The organism is Streptomyces sp. DH12 (assembly GCF_020873895.1).
GTDB lineage: Bacteria > Actinomycetota > Actinomycetes > Streptomycetales > Streptomycetaceae > Streptomyces.
In genome coordinates, this window is the sequence record NZ_JAHWGT010000728.1 from 1 (window position 1) to 506 (window position 506).

1 protein-coding gene is annotated in these 506 nt (G+C 73.5%); it reads left to right on the forward strand.

What is annotated here, in order from left to right; translation table 11 throughout:
* The first annotated feature begins 96 nt into the window (after positions 1–96).
* A complete protein-coding gene (locus tag LPA54_RS42735; protein WP_308112925.1) occupies positions 97–417 on the forward strand; it encodes a hypothetical protein in 321 nt (106 codons plus the stop codon).
* Positions 418–506 lie beyond the last annotated feature (89 nt).

Here is a 506-nt window from a genome sequence, read left to right on the forward strand (position 1 = left end):
TCACCCGTCGGACGCGAGGACGCGACGTCCGTCGCCGCGGGTCGCGACTTTCGGGGGCAGATCCGGGCGGGCGGCGCGGGCGACGGTGGAGCGGACATCGAACGCTCCGACCCGAAGGAGTACGCCGCCATCATGAGCAGCAAGAAGAACGTCGCCCTGGGGTGCGCCCTCGTCTCCGTCGCCCTCGTCGCCGGCACCGTCGCCCTGGACTCGCTGAAGCTCAGCGCGCTGCGCACGGCGGTGGCGATGGCGGTGGCGTCCGGCGCGACCTCGCTGGAGGCGGCGGCGGTGGTGACGGAGGCGGAGTCGGCCTCGGACGAGGACCGCGCGGCCGTACGGGACCTGGGCGGGGCGGAGACGCCGGTGCTGGTGGCCGGGCCGGACGGCACGGTCCGTGAGACGGTCACGGCGGGCTGACCGCACAAGCCCACGTGCCGCACGGTGTTACCGGCGGTAATTAGGCCAGATTTCCACCTTGTCGCGCGGCGCCTCCCGCGCATCAATGG